The organism is Paenibacillus sp. FSL H3-0469, assembly GCF_038051945.1.
In the GTDB taxonomy this organism is placed as follows: domain Bacteria; phylum Bacillota; class Bacilli; order Paenibacillales; family Paenibacillaceae; genus Paenibacillus_AQ.
Genome location: NZ_CP150302.1, coordinates 1,855,376 through 1,876,221, shown reverse-complemented (window position 1 = coordinate 1,876,221; position 20,846 = coordinate 1,855,376). Strand labels below are relative to the sequence as shown.

The 20,846-nt window shown below is 51.4% G+C and carries 25 protein-coding genes; 19 read left to right on the top strand and 6 right to left on the bottom strand.

Translation table 11 applies throughout. The features are described from left to right. Window positions 1-56 precede the first annotated feature (56 nt). From accC to spo0A, 16 genes are all read left to right on the top strand, one after another. A complete protein-coding gene (gene accC, locus NSS83_RS08375; RefSeq protein WP_341184859.1) occupies window positions 57-1,400 on the top strand; it encodes an acetyl-CoA carboxylase biotin carboxylase subunit in 1,344 nt (447 codons plus the stop codon). Between the two features lie 112 nt (window positions 1,401-1,512). Next, complete coding sequence (locus tag NSS83_RS08370; protein ID WP_036698392.1) at window positions 1,513-1,929, top strand: Asp23/Gls24 family envelope stress response protein; 417 nt, start codon at window positions 1,513-1,515, stop codon at window positions 1,927-1,929. Between the two features lie 72 nt (window positions 1,930-2,001). Next, window positions 2,002-2,541 (top strand): alkaline shock response membrane anchor protein AmaP, encoded by a 540-nt coding sequence (gene amaP / locus NSS83_RS08365; protein WP_036698389.1) that lies wholly within the window; start codon window positions 2,002-2,004, stop codon window positions 2,539-2,541. A 15-nt stretch (window positions 2,542-2,556) separates the two neighbouring features. Then, window positions 2,557-2,790 (top strand): DUF2273 domain-containing protein, encoded by a 234-nt coding sequence (locus NSS83_RS08360; protein WP_036698387.1) that lies wholly within the window; start codon window positions 2,557-2,559, stop codon window positions 2,788-2,790. Window positions 2,791-2,923: 133 nt separating this feature from the next. Continuing rightward, window positions 2,924-3,373 carry a transcription antitermination factor NusB gene (gene nusB, locus NSS83_RS08355; protein ID WP_036698385.1) on the top strand — a complete coding sequence of 150 codons (450 nt, stop codon included), beginning with the start codon at window positions 2,924-2,926 and terminating at the stop codon, window positions 3,371-3,373. Between the two features lie 86 nt (window positions 3,374-3,459). Beyond that, window positions 3,460-4,317 carry a bifunctional methylenetetrahydrofolate dehydrogenase/methenyltetrahydrofolate cyclohydrolase FolD gene (folD, locus tag NSS83_RS08350; RefSeq protein ID WP_341150857.1) on the top strand — a complete coding sequence of 286 codons (858 nt, stop codon included), beginning with the start codon at window positions 3,460-3,462 and terminating at the stop codon, window positions 4,315-4,317. 9 nt (window positions 4,318-4,326) lie between these two features. Then, window positions 4,327-5,700, top strand: a complete 1,374-nt coding sequence (xseA, locus tag NSS83_RS08345) for an exodeoxyribonuclease VII large subunit (protein WP_341184860.1) — start codon at window positions 4,327-4,329, stop codon at window positions 5,698-5,700. Beyond that, window positions 5,684-5,941: an exodeoxyribonuclease VII small subunit gene (gene xseB, locus NSS83_RS08340; RefSeq protein ID WP_036698378.1), complete on the top strand. Its 258-nt coding sequence runs from the start codon at window positions 5,684-5,686 to the stop codon at window positions 5,939-5,941. Before xseA ends, xseB begins: the two co-directional genes overlap by 17 nt. After that, complete coding sequence (locus tag NSS83_RS08335; RefSeq protein WP_341184861.1) at window positions 5,928-6,875, top strand: polyprenyl synthetase family protein; 948 nt, start codon at window positions 5,928-5,930, stop codon at window positions 6,873-6,875. The genes xseB and NSS83_RS08335 overlap by 14 nt, the downstream gene beginning before the upstream one ends. 97 nt (window positions 6,876-6,972) lie before the next feature. Beyond that, on the top strand, window positions 6,973-8,877 hold the full coding sequence (gene dxs / locus NSS83_RS08330; protein WP_341348032.1) for a 1-deoxy-D-xylulose-5-phosphate synthase: 1,905 nt from the start codon (window positions 6,973-6,975) through the stop codon (window positions 8,875-8,877). A 42-nt stretch (window positions 8,878-8,919) separates the two neighbouring features. Next, complete coding sequence (locus NSS83_RS08325; protein WP_341348031.1) at window positions 8,920-9,789, top strand: TlyA family RNA methyltransferase; 870 nt, start codon at window positions 8,920-8,922, stop codon at window positions 9,787-9,789. Between the two features lie 122 nt (window positions 9,790-9,911). Beyond that, a complete protein-coding gene (locus NSS83_RS08320; protein WP_341348030.1) occupies window positions 9,912-10,382 on the top strand; it encodes a hypothetical protein in 471 nt (156 codons plus the stop codon). A 26-nt stretch (window positions 10,383-10,408) separates the two neighbouring features. Beyond that, complete coding sequence (argR, locus tag NSS83_RS08315) at window positions 10,409-10,858, top strand: transcriptional regulator ArgR (protein ID WP_340752740.1); 450 nt, start codon at window positions 10,409-10,411, stop codon at window positions 10,856-10,858. Window positions 10,859-10,907: 49 nt separating this feature from the next. Then, window positions 10,908-12,635, top strand: a complete 1,728-nt coding sequence (gene recN / locus NSS83_RS08310) for a DNA repair protein RecN (protein ID WP_341348029.1) — start codon at window positions 10,908-10,910, stop codon at window positions 12,633-12,635. Window positions 12,636-12,749: 114 nt separating this feature from the next. After that, on the top strand, window positions 12,750-13,883 hold the full coding sequence (gene spoIVB / locus NSS83_RS08305; RefSeq protein ID WP_341348028.1) for a SpoIVB peptidase: 1,134 nt from the start codon (window positions 12,750-12,752) through the stop codon (window positions 13,881-13,883). Window positions 13,884-14,080: 197 nt separating this feature from the next. Further along, window positions 14,081-14,899, top strand: a complete 819-nt coding sequence (gene spo0A, locus NSS83_RS08300; protein ID WP_036731960.1) for a sporulation transcription factor Spo0A — start codon at window positions 14,081-14,083, stop codon at window positions 14,897-14,899. Window positions 14,900-14,904: 5 nt separating this feature from the next. On the opposite strand, the gene NSS83_RS08295 is transcribed toward spo0A, so the two are convergent. Both NSS83_RS08295 and NSS83_RS08290 read right to left on the bottom strand, forming a co-directional pair. Further along, on the bottom strand, window positions 14,905-15,306 hold the full coding sequence (locus NSS83_RS08295) for a hypothetical protein (RefSeq protein WP_341348027.1): 402 nt from the start codon (window positions 15,304-15,306) through the stop codon (window positions 14,905-14,907). A gap of 1,028 nt (window positions 15,307-16,334) precedes the next feature. Continuing rightward, window positions 16,335-16,706: a hypothetical protein gene (locus NSS83_RS08290; protein WP_341184867.1), complete on the bottom strand. Its 372-nt coding sequence runs from the start codon at window positions 16,704-16,706 to the stop codon at window positions 16,335-16,337. Between the two features lie 239 nt (window positions 16,707-16,945). On the opposite strand from NSS83_RS08290, the gene NSS83_RS08285 reads away from it, so the two are divergent. Both NSS83_RS08285 and NSS83_RS08280 read left to right on the top strand, forming a co-directional pair. Continuing rightward, a complete protein-coding gene (locus NSS83_RS08285) occupies window positions 16,946-17,605 on the top strand; it encodes a helix-turn-helix transcriptional regulator (RefSeq protein WP_341184868.1) in 660 nt (219 codons plus the stop codon). A 119-nt stretch (window positions 17,606-17,724) separates the two neighbouring features. Beyond that, the gene (locus tag NSS83_RS08280) at window positions 17,725-18,033 is read left to right on the top strand and encodes a hypothetical protein (RefSeq protein WP_036698353.1); all 309 of its coding nucleotides are present in this window, start codon (window positions 17,725-17,727) and stop codon (window positions 18,031-18,033) included. 510 nt (window positions 18,034-18,543) lie between these two features. Here the strand turns inward: NSS83_RS08280 and NSS83_RS08275 are convergent. The 4 genes from NSS83_RS08275 to NSS83_RS08260 are packed head-to-tail and all read right to left on the bottom strand — an operon-like array spanning window position 18,544 to window position 20,190. After that, window positions 18,544-18,879 (bottom strand): LytTR family DNA-binding domain-containing protein, encoded by a 336-nt coding sequence (locus tag NSS83_RS08275; protein WP_341184869.1) that lies wholly within the window; start codon window positions 18,877-18,879, stop codon window positions 18,544-18,546. A gap of 21 nt (window positions 18,880-18,900) precedes the next feature. Next, entirely contained in the window at window positions 18,901-19,020 is a 120-nt protein-coding gene (locus NSS83_RS08270; protein ID WP_341184870.1) for a cyclic lactone autoinducer peptide, read from the bottom strand. Beyond that, window positions 19,017-19,541 carry an accessory gene regulator B family protein gene (locus NSS83_RS08265; protein ID WP_341184871.1) on the bottom strand — a complete coding sequence of 175 codons (525 nt, stop codon included), beginning with the start codon at window positions 19,539-19,541 and terminating at the stop codon, window positions 19,017-19,019. The genes NSS83_RS08270 and NSS83_RS08265 overlap by 4 nt, the downstream gene beginning before the upstream one ends. Continuing rightward, complete coding sequence (locus NSS83_RS08260) at window positions 19,525-20,190, bottom strand: hypothetical protein (RefSeq protein ID WP_341348026.1); 666 nt, start codon at window positions 20,188-20,190, stop codon at window positions 19,525-19,527. The genes NSS83_RS08265 and NSS83_RS08260 overlap by 17 nt, the downstream gene beginning before the upstream one ends. A gap of 137 nt (window positions 20,191-20,327) precedes the next feature. Here NSS83_RS08260 and NSS83_RS08255 point away from each other — a divergent pair, with 137 nt between their 5' ends. Further along, window positions 20,328-20,846, top strand: coding sequence for a DinB family protein (locus NSS83_RS08255; RefSeq protein WP_341348025.1), 519 nt, complete (start codon window positions 20,328-20,330; stop codon window positions 20,844-20,846).

Here is a 20,846-nt window from a genome sequence, read left to right as displayed (position 1 = left end):
TTGCCGCGAGAATGAGGAGGAGCTTGCAAGCTTCGCTAAACTTTGGGAGGAAACGCATGAACATTCAAAAAGTGTTGATTGCCAACCGCGGCGAGATTGCGGTCCGCATTATCCGGGCCTGCCGCGAGCTGGGTATTGCCACCGTGGCTGTCTATTCGGAGCCGGACCGCGATTCCCTGCATGTCCGACTTGCAGATGAGGCGTACTGTATCGGACCGATGCCCGCCAAGGACAGCTATCTGAACTTTACTAATATTATGAGCGTTGCCACGCTGACGGAATGCGATGCTATTCATCCCGGCTATGGCTTCCTGGCCGAGAATGCGGATTTCGCCGAGATCTGTGAATCCTGTAACATTACCTTCATCGGCCCTTCACCGGATGCGATTACGCGGATGGGCGACAAGGCCGTAGCCAAGGAGACGATGAAGCAGGCGGGGGTTCCGATTATTCCAGGCTCCGACGGGCTTGTCGGCGACATAGAAGAAGCGGTGATGCTTGGCCGGGATATCGGGTATCCGATCATCGTCAAGGCTACCGCAGGCGGCGGAGGCAAGGGCATCCGCATTGCCGAGGATGAAGAATCGCTGGTGAAGCAGATTACCGCAGCCCAGCAGGAGGCGCAGAAGGCCTTCGGCAATGCCGGGGTCTACCTGGAGAAATTCCTGACCGGCATGAAGCATGTGGAGATTCAGATTATCGCCGATAATCACGGCAACGTAGTCCATTTGGGCGAACGTGACTGCTCTGTGCAGCGCCGCCGCCAGAAGCTGGTGGAGGAAGCACCTTGCTCCATCCTGACACCGGAGACCCGTGAGGCGATGGGCCAAGCAGCTGTACGTGCCGCGCTTGCGGTTAATTACTCGGGGGCGGGCACCCTGGAATTCCTGCTCGGACCTGACGGCCAGTTCTATTTCATGGAGATGAATACCCGTATCCAGGTGGAGCACCCCGTGACAGAAATGGTTACCGGAGTGGATCTGATCAAGGAAATGATCTCTGTGGCGGAAGGCAACACGCTCTCCTTCACCCAGGAGGATATTGTCATCAACGGGTGGTCGATCGAGTGCCGGATCAATGCGGAGGACCCTGAACGTAATTTCATGCCGTCTCCCGGCAAAATCGGCTTCTATCTGCCTCCGGGCGGACTCGGCGTACGGGTGGATAGCGCAGCGTACCCCGGCTATACCATTTCACCTTTTTATGACTCCATGATTGCCAAGCTGATCGTGTGGGCACCTACCCGGGATGAGGCTGTTGCGAAGATGAAGCGTGCACTGGCTGAATTTGCGGTGGAGGGCATACATACCACCATTTCATTTCATCAGAGACTGCTGGAGCATCCGGTGTTTTTGGACGGGAACTTCGATATCAAGTTCCTTGAGGAGTATGAAGTTTAGGACGGCTTCTCATGGTTTGTCATAAAGTTCGTCAAATGATATAGTATGTTTAATAAGAGGCGTACTGCCCGCTTGAAGTGCCCCTACTTGCTGGAAAGGTGTGAAGTCCAAAATGAGTACATTGCCGACAGAATTTGAACGTACGGAAATCGGTGAAATCCAGATCGCTCCAGAGGTGATCGAGGTGATCGCCGGTTTGGCAACCGTTGAGGTGAAAGGTGTGGCCGGAATGAGCGGCGGTTTCGCCGGCGGAATCGTTGAGCTTCTCGGACGCAAGAACCTGTCCAAAGGGGTTAAGGTTGAGGTTGGACAGCGCGAGGCTGCGGTGGATGTGTCCGTAATTATCGAATACGGCTACCGTCTTCCGGAAGTGGCTGCTGAAATTCAGCGTAATGTTAAGCGCTCCATCGAAACCATGACCGGTCTGACCGTTGTGGAAGTGAACGTGCATATTCATGATGTGCAGTTCAAAAGCAATACAAGCATTGACAAGAGCGAGGACACGGATGCGGTTATCCGCGTGAAGTAAGGGTTCAGTTCTTCCATAAACCCCCGACAGTGCGTCGAGGGTTTACCTTAATTTTAGGAGGTTGTGAGACTCGTGGCCAAAATTCTGGACAGGCTTCTGCTGTTCCTGTACAGCTTAAGCATTGGAATACTATCTGTAACTGCCATCCTCCTCTTAAGCGGTGTCATCCCGGACAAGTATGAGATTTCGGACGGACCGGCGGTCTATATTGCTGCAATCTCGGTGGCGGTCATTCTGTTTCTGCTGAGCATCCGCTTCTTCTACATCTCCCTGCGCCGCGACCGCGCATCCCTGCCGTCTGTGGATCAGCGTACAGAATACGGGGATATTCAGATCTCAATGGAGACCATTGAGAACCTGAGTCTGAAGGCTGCGGGCAAAGTGAAGGGTATACGCGACCTGAAATCGCGCATCCGTGTCTCACAGGCGGGTCTTGAGATTATGATCCGGGCGGTCGTCGACGGCGAGCATTCATTGCCGCTGCTTACCACAGATGTACAGCGCCAGGTGCATGATTTCGTGCAGGAGACAACCGGAATTCCGGTTGCCGATGTGTCTGTATACATTGCTAACCTCACACAGGCACCAAGCTTCAAAAGTCGAGTGGAATAGAGGTGAGTTTCCCTGATGTCCTGGAGAGAAGTATGGGAAAGTCACGGGGGTAGAATTACCGGAGTTGCCTTCGGTGTCTTTCTCGGATTGATTTATCTGATTAGCGGTTTTTGGGATATGCTGTTCTTTGCACTGGTAGTGTTCATTGGATATACGTTCGGCAAACGAAAGGATACCGCGCAGGGTCCCCTGTTTCAATGGCAGGAGATCGCAGAGCGGCTGTCCGGGCGCTGGCGTCCCTTCAAGTGAACCGCGATAGTCTTTCTCCCGGAAGCCTGGAACCCGTTACTTTGAGTTGCTGACCTGCGGAAGAAAGGCTGCGCGGTTTTTTTTGAAATATAAAATCAAAACAAGAATGAAAGTTAGTTCGTAGGAGGAACACATGAAGAGACGTTTAGCGAGAGAAATTATTGTACAAAGCCTGTATCAGATGGAAATGAATGATGTTGAAGTAACCGAGGCGGTTGACATGCTGATTGAAGAAGCGGCGGATGAGAACGAAACCGAGCGCGTCATTACGGATGAGATCGAACTGAAGGCCTATGTAGTTACGCATGTCAACGGCGTGTGGGAGCACAAAATGGCGATTGACGATATGCTGGAGCATTATCTTAAGGGCTGGCAGATGAGCCGCCTGTCACGCGTAGACCGTCAGATTCTGCGTCTGGCGACCTTCGAGATGATCTTCGCCAGCGATGTGCCGGCCAAGGTATCTGTCAATGAGGCAATTGATCTGGCCAAGCATTTCGGCACAGAGGATTCCGGTAAATTCGTGAACGGTGTCCTCGGCAAGATGATTCAGGATGTGGACACGCTTAGAGCGGAGCTGTAGTTCAGCTTCAGAACCGGTTCAGATTCAGCAGCAAGCGGCAGTAACAGGCTTATAAGCCTTCAATAGACAATAGGGGAGAGACTTACATGACAGCAGCGATTATCAGCGGTAAACAGGTATCGGACGACATTCGGATCGGGATTGCCCGGGAGGTTGCAGATCTAGCGGAGCGCGGCGTGAAGCCGGGTCTGGCTGTCGTTCTGGTCGGCGAAGATCCGGCTTCCCAGGTCTATGTGCGCAACAAGGAGAAGTCCTGTATTGAGCTGGGCTTCCATTCCGAGGTGCACCGGCTGGATGCCGCTACCACCCAGCAGGAGCTGTTGGCACTGGTGGCAGACCTGAACGGCCGCAGCGATATTGACGGCATTCTCGTTCAGCTGCCGCTTCCGAAGCATATTGAGGAGAAGGCTGTGATTGACGCCATCTCGGTAGAGAAGGATGTGGACGGTTTCCACCCGGTCAATGTGGGGAACCTCGTCATTGGGGACGACAGTCTGCTCCCATGCACGCCTGCCGGGGTCATTGAACTGATCAAGCGGACCGGTACGGACATCTCCGGTAAGCATGCTGTTGTGATCGGCCGCAGTAATATTGTCGGCAAGCCTGTATCCCTGCTGTTACAGCGTGAGAATGCCACAGTAACCATGTGCCACTCGCGCACAGCGAATATGGCTGAGCTTAGCCGTCAGGCTGATATCCTGGTGGTAGCGATTGGCCGGGCCAACTTCATTGATGCTTCGTTCGTGAAGCCGGGGGCGATTGTGATTGATGTCGGCATGAACCGTCTGGATACCGGCAAGCTTGCCGGGGATGTGGATTATGAGAGTGCCCGGGAAGTGGCCGGGTTCATTACGCCGGTGCCGGGCGGAGTGGGACCGATGACGATCACTATGCTGATGAGCAACACGCTGATCGCGGCCAAACGCCTCCGCGGCCTGAAGTAGGCCGGACTTATGGCGGCAGAGCGGCAGATCTACTCCATCAAGGAGCTTAACAAATATATCCGCATGAAGCTGGATTCGGATACGCTGCTGTCCGATGTATGGATTCGCGGTGAAATCTCGAATTTCACCCATCACGGAAGCGGGCATATGTACTTCACGCTAAAGGATGAGAGCAGCCGGATCAAAGCCATCATGTTCGCCTCGCATAACTCGCGGCTGCCGTTCGTGCCGAAGGAAGGCACGAAGGTCATCGCCAGAGGAAATGTGACCGTATATGAACGGGACGGGCAATACCAGTTCTATGCGACACATATGCAGCCTGACGGAATCGGCAGTCTGTATCTCGCATACGAGCAGCTGAAGAGCAAGCTGGAGAAGGAAGGACTGTTCGCAGCGGAGCGCAAGCGTCCGCTGCCGCAATTCCCGCGCTGTATAGGGGTTGTGACCTCCCCGACAGGAGCGGCTGTGAGGGACATTATCATCACTCTGCAGCGCCGCTACCCGCAGGTGGCGATTGTGCTCTACCCTGTACTAGTGCAGGGTAAGGGGGCTGGCCCGTCTATTGTACAGGCCATTCAGAACCTGAACACCATGGGTGAGGCCGATGTGCTGATTGTCGGGCGCGGCGGCGGCTCCCTGGAGGAGCTGTGGGCCTTCAATGAAGAGGCCGTCGCCCGGGCGATAGCGGCCTCCAGGATTCCGGTCATCTCGGCCGTGGGCCACGAGACCGACTTCACGATCGCCGATTTCGCCGCCGATCTCCGGGCGGCCACCCCTACGGCAGCGGCGGAGCTCGCTGTGCCGAGCGCAGCCGAGCTGGCCGGGCAGCTGCGCATGGCCCGGCAGCGGCTGCGCCAAGGGCTGCTGCGCCGCTCGCAGCGCGGCGGCGAACGCCTCGCTGCGCTGCAGCGCTCGCTGGCGCTGGCCGGCCCCCGCCGGCAGCTGGCCCAGCACGCGCAGCGGCTGGACATGCTGCGCGCGGCCCTGCTCCGCGCAGCAGAGTCAAGGCACAGCCGCGCACAGGGGCGCAGCGCGCTGCTGCACCAGAGCCTGCAGCGCTTCCATCCGCTTAGCAGCGTCAGCGCTGCCCGCCGGCGCACGGATGGCCTCACCCGTGAGCTGACGGCGGCTATGCAGGCGCGCCTTGCAGATAATCGCGCGCGGTTCGGGGCAGAGCTGCGCCATCTGGATGCGCTCAGCCCGCTTAAGGTCATGTCACGGGGCTACAGCCTTGTGTATGACGAGAAGGAACAGCATTTAATCAAATCGCTGAAGGAAGTAGAGCTTGGCGATGTGGTCAACATAAAGCTTAATGACGGACAACTAAACTGCCACGTATGGGGAATGAAGGAGGATGGCAAAGCGAATGGCGAAGGAAGCTGAGTTGGATTTTGAAGGAGCCATGGAGCGCCTGGAGGGTATCGTGCGTGAGCTTGAACACGGTGACGTTCCCCTGGAGAAAGCGATTGATTTATTCCAGCAGGGAATGAAGCTCTCGCAGCTATGCGGCAGCAAGCTGGAGCAGGTAGAGCGCAAGATTGAGATGATCACCGTAGAGGATGGCGAACTGCGGAAGAAGCCGTTCGGCAGCCGGCTGGAAGGCGATAGCGATGAGTCATTCTGAGCTTGAGCCATCCGGCGGGGCGGCGGGGCCGCAGGGCCGCGAACCGCTGGAGCAGTATATAGCTGACATTAGCAGCTGGGTTGCTGCTGCTCTAAGCGGGGTCGTACCGGAGCATTGGGACGTCCCCGGGGTCCTAAGAGAGTCGATGGAATACTCGCTGCAAGCTGGTGGTAAGCGCCTGCGGCCTCTGCTGGTTACCGCTGCCTGCGAAGCACTGGGCGGCAGCCGCGAAGCTGCGCTGCCTGTAGCAGCTGCGATTGAAATGGTGCATACCTATTCTCTGATTCATGACGATCTTCCTGCGATGGATAATGATGATTACCGGCGCGGCAAGCTGACGAACCATAAGGTCTTCGGGGAAGCGATGGCCATTCTGGCCGGGGATTCGCTGCTGACCCATGCGTTCTACAGTGTGGTACAAGCCTCCCGTAAGTATGGGGTTCCGGCAGAGCGCGTGTTGTCCATCGTGGAGGATCTGGCTGAGATGGCAGGCCCGCGCGGTATGGTCGGCGGTCAGGTAGCCGATATGGAAGGCGAGCAGGGAATGACCGACCTGCAGCAGCTCCAGTATATTCATCTGCACAAGACTGGCGATCTGATGATCTTCTCCTTGCTTGCGGGCGGCAGAATCGCCGGTGCGAATGAGGGGCAGCTGGAGGCCCTGCGCCGGTTCGGCACACAGATTGGCCTTGCCTTCCAGATTCAGGATGATATTCTGGACCTCATCGGTGATGAGAGCAAGCTGGGCAAAAAAACCGGCAGTGATATCAAGCAGCAGAAGGTGACCTATCCGTATTTCATCGGCCTTGAAGCTTCGCGCGAAGAGGTGAAGCAACTTACGGCTGCTGCGCATTTGGCGATCCTAAAGGGAGGGTTCCAGGACCCGTCCCGGCTGCTGGAAATTGCAGATTATTTGATGTCACGTGACCACTAAATGAAGATTCGGCAAACGGCTGTGTTTCGACAGCCGTTTCGTTTGTGTTATAATGGGGTTTATATTTTAACAACATCTAGGAAAGCGGGGAATACTCGTGCTGCTTCCACAAATAAATGATCCTCAGGAGCTAAAATCTTTATCAGTCGGGGAACTGGCTGCCCTTGCGGAGGAAATCCGCCAGTTTCTGATCGAGAAGCTGTCAGTAACAGGGGGACATCTCGCATCCAATTTGGGAGTCGTGGAGCTCACGCTGGCCCTGCATTACTGCTATGACAGTCCCCGGGATAAGATGATCTATGATGTAGGGCATCAAGCGTATGTCCACAAGATATTGACCGGCCGTCAGGACAGGTTCGACTCGCTGCGCAAGCAGGGCGGACTCTGCGGCTTCGTCAAACGTACGGAGAGTGAGCATGATGTCTGGGAAGCCGGACACAGCAGCACTTCTCTGTCAGCGGCAATGGGCATGGCGATGGCCCGTGATCTGAAGGGTGAAGACAATAAGGTAATTGCCGTTATCGGCGATGGCGCCCTCACTGGCGGAATGGCTTTTGAAGCGCTGAACCATATCGGGCATGAGCGCCGCAAGCTCATGGTGATCCTGAACGACAATGAAATGTCCATTGCGCCGAATGTTGGGGCGATGCATAACTATCTGAGCAAGATCCGTTCGGACCGTCATTATCTGCGGGCTAAGGACGAGGTCGAAGGCCTGCTGAAGAAAATCCCGGCCATCGGCGGACGTCTGGCGAAGACTGCGCAGAATGTGAAGGACGGCCTGAAGAACATGCTGGTACCCGGTGTTCTGTTCGAAGAACTCGGATTTACCTATTTGGGGCCCGTAGACGGTCATGATCTGGAGAAGATGATCGACACCTTCCATCAGGCGGATAATGTATCCGGGCCTGTTCTGGTGCATGTTCTTACCACCAAAGGCAAGGGCTACAAACCGGCGGAAGTCGATTCCTATAAATGGCATGGCATTTCCCCTTACAAAATCGAATCCGGCCAGGTGCTTCAAGCGGTCGGCAATCCGATGTATACGGAAGTCTTCGGACAGACGTTAATTGAGCTGGGGCATCAGGATAAGCGGCTGGTTGCCGTAACACCGGCGATGCCGGGCGGCTCGGGACTATTCCCGTTTGCCAAGGAATTCCCGGACCGGATGATTGATGTCGGGATCGCGGAGCAGCATGCGGCCACCTTATGTGCGGCCTTGGCTATGGAAGGCATGAAGCCGGTATTTGCCGTCTACTCCACCTTCATGCAGCGCGCCTATGATCAGATTGTTCACGACATTTGCCGCCATAATGCCAATGTTATGTTCGCCATCGACCGTGCGGGCTTCGTCGGTGCGGACGGAGAGACCCATCAGGGCGTGTACGATATCGCGTTTATGCGTCATATCCCGAACATGGTGCTTATGATGCCGAAGGATGAGAATGAGCTGCGCCACATGATGAAGACGGCGCTGGACTATAATGAAGGACCGATTGCTTACCGTTATCCGCGGATTAACGGCACGGGGGTGGCTTTGGATGCTGAGCTGCACAGTCTGCCTATCGGCACCTGGGAACGTCTGCGTCCCGGAGAGGATTATGCCGTGCTTGCCTGCGGCCCGATGGTTCAGGTGGCCGAAGAAGCGGCGGAAGTACTGAAGCGTGAAGGTATTCAGATCGGTGTAGTCAATGCGCGCTTCTTGAAGCCGCTGGATAACACGATGCTGCTTGATCTGGCACATGCCGGAACGGGTATGGTGGTGCTGGAAGAAGCGAGCCAGGCCGGCGGCCTTGGCAGTGCGGTGCTGGAGTTCTTTGCAGAGCAGGAGATATATGATGCGCATGTTCACCTGATGGGCGTGCCGGATATTTTCGTCGAGCATGGGTCCATCAAGGAGCAGCGGCAGGAGACGGGGCTTACCGTTGAAGCCGTGTGCGCACGTATTAAGTCAATGAAAGGGCTCAGCACTTATACCTATAAGTCAACCTCCACCTCCTAAGGGCAGGGACGGAGGGCGGACCGAAGTGATCGGGAGATGAACATGGAACACCCTAAAGAACGAATTGATGTGCTGTTGGTGGAGCAAGGCTTCTACGACAGCCGGGAGAAGGCCAAGGCTGCCATTATGGCGGGCCTGGTGCTTGCGAACGAAGAACGGATTGAAAAGCCGGGGATGAAGGTGCTCCGCAGCTCTGTCCTCAGAGTCAAGGGAGCGCTGCACCCGTATGTCAGCCGGGGCGGCTTGAAGTTTGAGAAGGCCTTGCGGCAGTTCGGCATCGAGCTGACCGGCCGCAACATGCTGGATATCGGCTCCTCTACAGGAGGCTTCACCGATTGTGCGCTTCAGAATGGTGCAGCCCATGTGTACGCGATTGATGTGGGACATAACCAGCTCGACTGGAGCCTGCGTAATGATGAGCGGGTAACCGTAATGGAGCAGACCAACTTCCGTTACATGACCCCGCCTGATTTGAAGGGACCGGTACCTGACTTTGCAAGTATCGATGTCTCCTTTATTTCACTGAGAATCATCCTGCCGCCGCTCATGGCGCTGCTGAACCGTCCTGCTGATATCGCTGCGCTGATTAAGCCGCAGTTCGAAGCCGGGCGCGAGAAGGTGGGCAAGTCTGGAGTCGTACGCGAACCGGCTGTTCACCGGGAGGTGCTGGTAAACGTACTGACCATGGCAGCCGAACTGGGCTACACGCTTGCAGGACTGACATATTCCCCCATTACCGGCGGGGAAGGTAATATCGAATTTCTGGCACACTGGAAGCTGCTGCCTTCAGTGCAGCAGACTTCTGCGGCTGAAGCACAGCCGAATACTTTCGCCGCGCTTGCCGACTCCGTCATTAAGGAAGCGAATGCAACCTTCAGCGCTGCGGGCCATGGAAACTCATCGAAGCGATGAGTTTCTTTTGCTGCCAATATAAGAATTATTGGTCTTCCCGAACCGGAAATTAGCGGCAGATTGTCAGCCGGAAGCAGGATTTCAGCCGCCCGCACGCGAATAGATTCACCGAGGTGATGGGAGTGGCGAGCTCGGACAAGGCTGTAGTGGCACTTATAGGACTGGCGGCGGCAATCTTTATCCTTTATAGAATCTATATCTGGCTGCAGGGGTCCCCGGGTTCCTTCATGAAGGACCGGGTGCCGATCAACAAGGTCATTCAGCCCCATCCGTCCATCGCTCTGCTGGAGGATGCAGGGTACGAGGTCATCGGCGGGAAGCTGAAGATCCCGCTGTCTTTTCAGGTGAATGGGGCACCGATGTACAGCAGGCTGTTCATTGATTACGTAGCCATCAGGAATGAGGAGCATTACTATCTGGTCATCCTCTCCCGCCCCCGCAAGGAGCTCGAATTCACCGGCAGCGGACTCCGGGACTACATCCTCCCCTATCTGCTGATCTACCCGGATTGCAGCGGGGTACTCTATGTGGATACGGTGAATTCCAACATTCATGTAATTAATTTCGGCAAGGACGACGGAGAATCCAGTTAAGCACTATATAAATACGGGAGGCAACAATGAAGGGACACAGGCATATCAAGATTAGAGAAATTATCTCGCAAAAGGAAATCGAAACCCAGGATGATCTGGTCGAGGCGCTACGGGAAGCAGGCTTTCAAGTAACACAGGCTACCGTATCCCGCGATATTAAGGAACTGTTGCTGATCAAGGTACCGATGGATGACGGGCGTTACAAGTATTCTCTGCCCACCGACCAGCGTTACAATCCGACTCAGAAGCTGAAGCGGGTGCTGGTGGACAACTTTGTACAAATCGACTATTCCGCGAATCTTGTGGTCATGAAATGTCTGCCGGGAACGGCCAATTCCGTGGCTGCGCTGATCGACAATATCGACTGGCCGCAAATTATGGGTACGATCTCCGGAGACGACACCATTCTGATTATCTGCCGCCAGCCGGAGGACAGCAAGGACGTCATTTCACAAATTATGGGCTATATATCGTAATTCAGCCTGCGGGCAGACAGACAATCATCATGTCGGAGGTGCAGTATTCGTGTTAGAGACATTGTCTATACGCAATCTGGCCGTGGTTGAGGCGGTGGATGTGCATTTTTATCCGGGATTCCATGTGCTTACAGGGGAGACCGGTGCCGGAAAATCAATTATCATCGATGCGCTCGCACTCATTGCCGGGGGACGCGGTTCCGCTGACTCCATCCGGTACGGGTGTGAGAAGGCCGAAATGGAAGCGCTTTTCAGTCTGCCGGGAACTCATCCGGTCTGGGATACGCTGGAGCGGCTGGGCATCGGGGCAGAGCGTGAGGAGCATCTGGTGATCCGCCGGGAGATTACCTCCCAGGGCAAGAGTACCTCGCGCGTGAACGGCCAGATGGTCAATCTGAGCATGCTGCGCGAAATCGGGGAACAACTGGTCAATATTCACGGACAACATGAGCATCAGAACCTGCTGAAGGCTGAACGTCACTTAGGGTTGCTGGATACCTATGGGGAACCGGTGATCGGACCGCTCAAAGCGGATTATCAGGAGAAATATACAGCCTTCGCCAAAGTGGAAAAAGAACTCCGGGAACTTCAGGAATCCAGCCAAAAGGCGTATCAGATGCTGGATTTGTACCGTTTTCAGCTGGAGGAAATTTCTGCTGCGGGACTAAAACCGGGAGAAGATGAATTACTTGCCGAAGAACGGGTAAAACTATCCCACAGTGAGAAAATGATGGATTCAGTATCCGGCGCATACGAGCTGCTGTATGACAGGCAAGGGCTGGAGTCCATTGGCAATGTAATCTCCAGGCTTGAAGATGCGGTGCGGTATGACGAGAAGGGTCTGCGGGCAGTCTTCGAGCAATTGCAGTCGGCTTATTACCAGCTGGAGGATGCGGCGTTTCAGCTGCGCGACTACCGTGAAGAGATCGAGTTCAATCCGGCGCGGCTGGAGGATATTGAGAACCGGCTGGATCTGATCACAGGACTGCAGCGCAAATACGGGGATAGCGTGGAGCAGATTCTGGAATATTATCAGCAGATTGAGCGGGAGACGGATCTTCTGGAGAATAAAGACGAATATATCCTGAAATTAACGGCCAAACGCGATGGCCTGCTTCATATCTTAATGGAGTCAGCCGAAGCTCTGAGCGGAGCGCGGCGGCAGTGTGCGACGGATCTTGCTTCACAGGTCGAGGGAGAGCTGAAGGATCTGCAGATGGAACGGACCTCACTCCAGGTGAAGATGGAGACGCTCGAAGATCCACGCGGCATGGAGTATCAGGGACGGCGGTACCGTCTGACCCGGCAGGGGATCGACAGCGCTGAATTCATGATCTCCCCGAATCCCGGCGAGCCGCTGCGTCCGCTGGGCAAGATCGCCTCCGGCGGAGAGCTGTCGCGGATTATGCTGGCAATGAAGAGTATTTTTGCGCGGCATGATGCGATTCCAGTCCTTATCTTTGATGAGGTGGATACCGGGGTTAGCGGGCGGGCAGCCCAGTCCATCGCGGACAAGCTGTATAAGCTGTCCTCCACCTGCCAGGTGTTCTCCATTACCCACCTGCCGCAGGTGGCCTGTATGGCGGATCATCAATACCTGATTGCCAAAAAAGTCGAAGACGGACGCACGATGACCGAGGTGGACTCCCTCTCGGCTGAAGGCCGCGTAATGGAGCTGGCCCGGATGCTGGGCGGTGTGGAAATTACCGAAAAAACATTGCATCACGCACAGGAGATGCTGGGTCTGGCCGAGGCCAGCAAGGCAGCTGCAAGCTAAGCGGGACAATGATTGACAGTAATAAAAGCCTGGGGGCAGGGTTATCTTATAGGTACGCAATTGGCGACCACCTTTTTCGTCAAGCGAAAGAAGCAAAAGGGAGTGTGACAGCCATTGAAGCCTAACCTCAGGAAGTTAATGCCCGGCCTTTTATTTGCCTTCTTTCTCAGTTTATCAGGCATAACGGGACCCTCACAGATCCACGCAGCACCGCTTGAACATCAGCCGCTTAGGGCGGTACAGGGAACCGAGAATGAACTTAAGGTCATCCCCGGAGGTCAGACGATTGGCGTGAAGGTGAAGTCGGCAGGCGTGCTGGTTGTTGGTCATCATCTGATTGAAGTATCGGAGCAGTCCAAGATTTCACCCGGCGAGAACAGCGGCATCCTGCCCGGCGATCTGATGATCTCCATCAACGGGGTGAAGCTGGACGAGGTATCGAAGGTAGCAAGGCTGGTCGAGCAGGCCGGCAAAAGCAATGATTCCTTAAGCATCGTCTACAAACGCGGCGGTAAAGAGCATACGGCTCAGCTGAAGCCCGCGTATGACCGCACAGACAAGGTGTGGCGGCTCGGGCTCTACATCCGCGATTCCGCAGCAGGTGTAGGGACCCTAACTTTCTATGCCCCGAAGCAGGGTGTGTATGGGGCCCTTGGGCATGTCATCACTGACATGAACACAGGTACGCCGATTGTGGTTGGCAGCGGCCATATCGTGCAGTCCAGCGTCACTTCAATCTCCAAGAGCCAGGATGGCGATCCGGGGGAGAAACGGGCCCATTTTCTGAAGGAAAGCCAGGTTCTCGGAAATGTGGAGAGCAACACGGATTTCGGAATTTTCGGTAAAATGACCCGTAATCCCGAGCACAGCCTGTATCAGGAGCCGATTCCGGTAGCCATGAGTTCGGAAGTGAAGGAAGGTCCCGCACAGATTCTTACTGTCGTCGATGGTCAGCAGGTCGAACGCTTCAACGTAGAGATCATCCATGTGGCCCGTCAACAGACCCCTGCTACTAAGGGCATGGTGCTGCGCATCACCGACCCGCGTCTGCTCGATAAGACCGGGGGGATTGTCCAGGGGATGAGTGGCAGCCCGATTGTCCAGAACGGCCGTCTAATCGGTGCAGTGACCCATGTGTTCGTCAATGATCCTAAGTCAGGGTATGGCTGCTTCATTGAGTGGATGCTTAGGGACTCCGGTGTGGTTCAACAGGATCAGGAGCTTCAATACAATCTTAAGGCGGTTTAGCCTTAAGATTTTTTTGTCGAAGGGCAGCGATTATCCTCGAAACGTGAAACAAAATATTTAATTATAAATCAACACCGAAAAAAAATAAAGAAAAATAATTTTCGACAGAAGGATATTCAAACGTGATGTCGAAAGTTATAGGGAGAGAAGATGATAAATATTTTCTGAATAGCAGATATATAAGGAGGAAGCAGCCAGTGCAGAATATTGAAGTGTTGTTGGCCGATGATAACAGGGAGTTCACGAACTTGCTCGCCGAGTACATTACTGAACAAGAAGATATGACAGTGACAGGCATTGCCTACAATGGGGAAGAGGTACTTCAGATGCTCAGCGGAGCACGCAAGATCCCCGATGTCCTTATCCTTGATATTATTATGCCGCATCTGGACGGCCTCGGCGTTCTTGAACGCCTGCGTGATATGGATCTGAACCCGCAGCCCAAGATCATTATGCTGACCGCTTTTGGCCAGGAGAACATTACACAGAGAGCCGTTCAGCTTGGAGCCTCTTATTATATTCTGAAACCGTTTGACATGGAGGTTCTGGCGAACCGTGTGCGTCAGCTGGTCGGCACGCAGGGCAGCATGAGCACTTCCGGAAGCATGTCCGGCTATTCTTCTTCCAGATCTTCCAGTAATGTGGTTCCGCTGTCCAAGGGCAAGAACCTGGACGCGAATATTACCTCAATCATTCATGAAATCGGCGTCCCTGCGCATATCAAAGGCTACCAATACCTGCGTGAAGCCATCACCATGGTCTATAACAACATTGAGATACTTGGTGCCATCACCAAGACGCTGTATCCGGCTATTGCCGAGAAGTTCAAGACCACGCCTTCCCGCGTAGAACGCGCCATCCGTCACGCGATTGAAGTCGCCTGGACCCGTGGCAATATCGACAGCATCTCCCACCTGTTCGGCTATACGATTAATATCTCCAAATCCAAGCCAACTAACTCGGAATTTATTGCCATGGTCGCCGACAAGCTGCGCATTGAGCATAAGGTGTCTTGAAAGGGTTAGGGGCAGGAATAGCTTAACAATAAATACCACTGGCTAATGGGAAATCGTATTCCCCAATAGCCAGTGGTATTTTGTTTCACTGAAGCCAGGTCCGATATACACGAAAAGCCAACGATATTCGGCGCTGCGTGGGCATGTGGCCCAAATGTAATCGAAAAACCGATTGCATTGAGTGCGGCAGAGGCATGTGGCCCAAATGTAATCGAAAAACCGATTACATTGAGAGCGGCAGAGGCATGTGGCTCAAATGTAATCGAAAAACCGATTACATTGAGCGCGGCAGAGGCATGTGGCCCAAATGTAATCGAAAAACCGATTACATTCGGCGCTGCTGCGATGATGTAGAGGCCTAACTCCACAGCCAGTAAGATTTCAGGGGAATCCTGCAAGAAGTGCAACAATGTGGCTCCATACAGTGGTCGGTTATGATGTAACGTTCTATTTGTCTAGGATGATCCTGAGACAGTCGCCATTGAGTAACGGCCACGTCTGCGTCATGGCTTGCATGTGATCTGTAAACGCCTGTTAAAAGCGAATAGAGAACAACAAATGAGATAATAGCTATATAGTAAGGATTGGATTGAACAACGAAAATCAAAGGTATCATGAGGATGAATATTGTAAACTGCTGGAATATATTATATATCAAAGCTAGTGAAGCTCGTCAACGGAATAAATAACAAATCAAGCCACTCCTTCATTCGAGTGGCTTTTTTAGTTTATAATGAAGGGATAAGCAAAGGAGGTGGTATAAATCATAGCGCAGATTCTTTTAGGGATCTGGATGCTCACACAAGCGGCTTGTCACTTTTTTGGACTTGATGTGTTCCTTCGGCAATCCGTTAGGGATGGTTTGAGTAAGGAGGAGCGGGCCTCTTTTCAAAGAGGGATGGTCCTGCCCTATCTCATATTAGGGATGACTTTTATTGGAATGGGAATTATTGAGCGTAAGGCGGTCCTGTCCATGCCGCTTTTCCTGGGACTCTATATTATATTGTGTGCGGCGTCCTTGGCCGGGGTATTAAGGAATAATAAAAAATACCTGGGTCATTATATGTGGTGAATCCGTTAACAAAGTAAAAACCGTTCCGGTAAGGAACGGTTTTTACATGTGCAGTCACACCAGAATATCCAGCGAAGTTGAATCTGGAGCAGGGTCGGTGCTGGTTTCCGGGTTGGAGGAATTGATCTCATCGCTGTCCTCTTTAATCCGGGAGAGTGAGCTTGGAACATTATTGTGCTGTGCAGCGCACTGCTGTCTTCCCGCAATTCTGAAGCTAACTCCGAAATCTTGCTGTCGATCCTGTTACGGTCATATGTGATACTGCTTGAGATAATCGCATGCATCGAATTCGAATCCGTCACGGGGATAACACCCGGAGAAGAAGTTGAAGAGATGGGTAACAAGAGAACTTCCTCCTCCTACTTAATTAACGGACTGGTTGCCCAGGCTGCTCAGGTAAGCATCGGCTTCTTGATATGTAGGGTAATGTACGGCGAATTTGCCGAACAGCCGTTTCATTTGCATTTTCCAGACCGGGGAATCTGCAACGTATACCCAGCCTCCTACCCCTGCTTCTATCGCGCGGTCACCGGTGGGAGCGAGCATTGCGGCTACTTCAGGGGAGAGCACGGTTGGGGAACCCGTCACATCGGTGAATCCGGTGAAGCCCGGCTTCAGCTGCTTCAGTGCATTTTCGAAATCTGCTATGTATGCGGGTACGTCACTCTCAGTCAACCCGTAGGCCCTAACGATCACCTGGTTTTTTGCAACATTGACTTCCATTGTGTAAGACATGAACATTCCTCCAGTTGTGGTATTAAGTTTACATTAGAGTATATCGGATAAAATCGGGGTGTTTTTGAGAGAATAAGGAAATCGGATCACGTGAGCTTGCATTTATGGGGATTAACTCCATATATATTAAATGGATGTGTTGGTTTTTACGGTTCAGGAACAAAGATTTTACACAAACAATTGTTATTATGAAACACAAATTGTTGTCTTGTGTTATGATATAGGTAGAGGTGGCTCAAATGAACGATTTCGATAATTACCCCGATGAGCTGGGGAATTTCATCCGGCACTTCAGAAAGGCCCGCGGATTAACCCTCAGGGGGCTGGAAGAGAAGAGCGGCATCAGCTATTCACAGCTCAGCAAGATTGAACGGGGAGAGAGTATCCCGCTGAAGGATAACCTCGACAAGATCATTGAGGCCCTCGGAGGAGATCTCAAGAACCGGATGTATCATTTGGCCGACTATATGCCTGATATCGAGTATATCAAGACACTCAAGCAGGGATACAAGCTGCCGCAGCATAATCAGTCTCAGGACTATATCTACGAGACGGCATTTAACAAGCTGAAGGAATTCCGGGCGAAGGAAGACAAAGAAACGTCATATGTTTCCTTCGATTCTGACGAGGTCATCGTTTATGAAACGGAATATGGGGCAGGAATGGTTATTGAGAAGATTGAGAAATACAACCTGACCGACGTGCTGAACGATAAATTCGAGGGAAGTCTGGACAGTCTCCGCAGGCAGCCGCGTCAGGGACGCCAGGCGTACTTATTTGGTGAATGGTTGCGTGAAGGTATCTATGAGCTGAAGGAAGACGAACAGGACCAGGTTATTCAGGCCTTGAAGGAATTCACCCAGTTCAAAGTGCAGCAGATCAAGGGCATATATAAGTAATGAAGGGCCCGGCTTAGCTTGCTTCAAAAATGAATAATGTTGCCCTTTCTTGCAGCCATCTATTCATCTTGATCCATAAACAAACTACAAATGGTTAGACAGAAAAGGGGATAAGAAACATGAGAATCAATATGAAGTTTACCAGTAAAGGAAAAGCTGCGATCGAGAATTTCAACAACGAAGAGCTGTTGGAGATTTTTGCACGATACATCAAGACACTGACCAAAAAATACGATATCGAAGTAGATGTACCGCTTGAAGTGAATCAGAATATCGTTGCCGATGGAACCGTCATTGCCATGGCTCAGAACGTCAAATGTGATGCAGAGACCTTCTTCAAAGAGCTGGGACGCGACATCAAGGTTCCCCTGAAAAAGCGCCTCGGCGGTAAGCTGGAGAACGTGTTCAAGACCGAAATCATCGAGTAGACAAAAGGTTGCTACACACCAAAAACCATCCCCGTTTAACATGGAGGATGGTTTTTGGTCGTCTGTGCAGGTGTAACTTATGGATGGAGAGCTTCGCATTCTAATGATGTTGGGTTTTTGAGATATTCCGCGTAGTGAGAACGTTCCTGATAATCTGAATAAAATCCGGTGAAGCCTTGGCTTCCAGCGCCAATTCGTAGATGCTCTTTAATTGTTCGTCAGACAATAGCTCAAGTGATGAGGGGCGCGGAGAAGGATGAAAGTAAGTTTCCATTGTATTCCTCCATCATGGTTGAGAGTGGTGAGAAAGATAATCACAATATTCATAATATGCTTCTAGCTAAATGGTACCATCTGGAATATAATCCGTCTGCTGGGATTCGCCCTCTGAATTTTTCTTTACATAAGTTGGATAATATGTGATAATGATTGAATTTGTTTTAATTAGCCATATATGACTGTAAAAAAAGCAGCGACCCTCTTATTGGAGGATCGCTGCTTTTTTACTTTCTATAACGGTGATTCGTTTTTCCTTGAAGCTAGAAATCTGCGGATACGTGTTTCATTGGATTCCGATACAGTAGCAAATTGTTCCCCTTGATTGAACAGAACAATCTTCCGTTCCGGATCATAACCGTCAATATTGCCAATGTTGACTACATTGCTGCGGTCAAGACGTTCAAAGCCCATGCCTCCGTAAGCTGCATACAAATCGGAAAGAGTGGTAGGGAGAACAAATTCGCCTTCTTTCGTATGGACGAATATCGTATTCTTGTGGTTAGAGAAATACAATATCTCCTCCTCCCGGATACTGCGGGAAGAGCCGTCGTTTAGTAAGACACGCATGTACTCCCCATCCTTGTGTAATTACTTGCGTAATTCTTTTGGCGCTTCCGGGCTGTGAATCGCTGGCTTCATGATTGAAACAAAGAAACGCGCTGATCCGGCAAGAGCGGATGAAAGCTGCTTTGCGATAAATTTTCTCAATGTGTTTGCCTCCTTGACCAGGGAATTACTGTTAATGACTGGACCAAAAACGCCAATCCTAGCACAGTTGATTGAATAAAGAAATTAGATGAGACCATTACTATAGAAACCAACTTCAAAATAGGATAAATTGAAGCGGAAATTCTTGAGTTTTTATCAGGGTTTGGAGCGAATAAAATCATGACAAGCAAACTGGCTGAGTTAGCCATCCAAAGGCCGAATTCTGAAAATGTGATTAAAGTGGGTAGTAGGGTACTTAACAAAGTAGTGACAATATTACAAGCCATAGCTGTTTTTAAATGAAATCCGCCAGAGGCGAGGCGAAGGATACAGAAGCTTAACAGAAAGGTTAAACATTCTGTTAAACGGCCGGCAATAAGGCCTATAACTGCTGTACTTACTATGATTAGTAATGTATTTAATATAATGCCGAGGGAGTATTGCATGACTTCGACAGAATGAGTTTCCTCGGGGTTAGCATTTTTAATTGTGATAGCAATTCTATTAGCTAATAAATTCATTGTGTGTTTGATCCTTCTTATATGAAAGATATAGGTAAGAATAGAGCAAAACAGCATAAATCATGGGCATAAGGAAGAAATATTGCGAATATTTTTCTGTTAGGAACACCAATAATATAACAAAAACTAAGGAGGGTGCACTTAGAATCAAAATTTTTATTTCACGTAGTTCAATTTTAACTTTGACATTTTGTTTGTCAGGCACGAAGTCAAATCCTTTTTTCTTCTTGCCGATATAAGTTCCAATAGTTATAGCTCCGGTTGCAGAAATAAATTGAAGGAGATATACAGCTATTGACGTATAAGGTAACCCAACTTGATACAGTCCTATTAATTTCATCAAGAGATAACATGAGGATTGTATGAACATATAGGCAAGGTATGTCAGTCCTGTCATAGAAACAGCATAAAAAATATGAATTCTAAATAAAAGCCAGATAAAGCAGAAGGTCAATAAATATTGGAAGAATACATCGGTTAATATCAGTTTATAATCATTACGGAGAACAAACGAGACAAATGCCATTAATGTAGCAGCAAATATCATTTCCACAAGAAAAACATCAATTTTAAAAACCTTGAAAGCCAAATAAAACATTGCAGATGTTTCTAAAATGGAAAACACCATATAAAGCACAAAATCAAGCATGCTTACACTCCCGGGAAATAGATTAACAAATCTGTAATCCTGGTGATATTATACATAATAGGTTAAGATACAACAACAGGTTTTGACACAATCCGGCAAATATTTCTTAAAATTTGGTTTGGAGAGGGGTTTTTACCATGAATCAGCGTCCTGCGCAAGGAGAGTACACCGAATTTCAGTCCAGATATATTACATTGGTGCCGCCCGAAGGAGAGCTGAGCATCATTCTAAGAGAGCAGACTCAGCAGGTGCTGGCTTTGCTTGGCGGGCTGACAGAGGAGCAAGGAGCCTACCGCTATGCCCCCGGGAAGTGGAGTATCAAGGAAATGCTAGGACATCTGACGGATAATGACCGCATTATGTCTTACCGCTTGCTGTGTTTTGCGAGGGGAGAACAGGCGCCGTTGCCTGGTTATGAGGAGAATGATTATGCGGCTGCCGGGGCGTTCGACCGCTTCACGCTGCAGGAGATGATTGAGCACTACCGGATCGTCCGGGAGTCCACCTTGGCGCTGGCAGATAGTCTTGCGGAGGACGTCTATGCCCGTACAGGGAATTTTGGCGGGATAGCGATGTCTGTGCGTGCGCAGCTCTGTCTGATCATCGGACATGAGCGGCATCATCTGCGGATTCTTAATGAACGTTATCTGAACTAA